The organism is Jeotgalibacillus marinus, assembly GCF_040801915.1.
In the GTDB taxonomy this organism is placed as follows: Bacteria; Bacillota; Bacilli; order Bacillales; family Jeotgalibacillaceae; genus Jeotgalibacillus; species Jeotgalibacillus marinus.
Genome location: NZ_JBFMIA010000216.1, coordinates 1 through 255 on the forward strand (window position 1 = coordinate 1; position 255 = coordinate 255).

The window sequence follows — 255 nt, forward strand, 5'->3', positions numbered from 1 at the left end:
GGCGCGCCTTCCTCGCGGACGGTCTGGCGGGGTACGCGACCCGTCGCGACCGCCCCGACCTCGACGCCACCTCCCGGCTCTCCCCGTACCTCAAGTTCGGCGTCCTGCACCCACGCTCGCTGCTGGCCGACCTCGAGGCGTACGGAGGGCCGGACGCCGAGCGCTTCGTCACCGAACTGGCCTGGCGGGAGTTCTACGCCGACGTTCTGCACCATCACCCCGAGAGCCTGGAGGCCGACCTGCGCCCCGCACTGG

General features: G+C 72.9%; 1 pseudogene. It reads left to right on the plus strand.

Going from position 1 to position 255, the window contains the following annotated elements:
* Positions 1 to 255 (plus strand): annotated as a pseudogene (locus tag AB1471_RS19045) (deoxyribodipyrimidine photo-lyase); the annotation flags it as partial.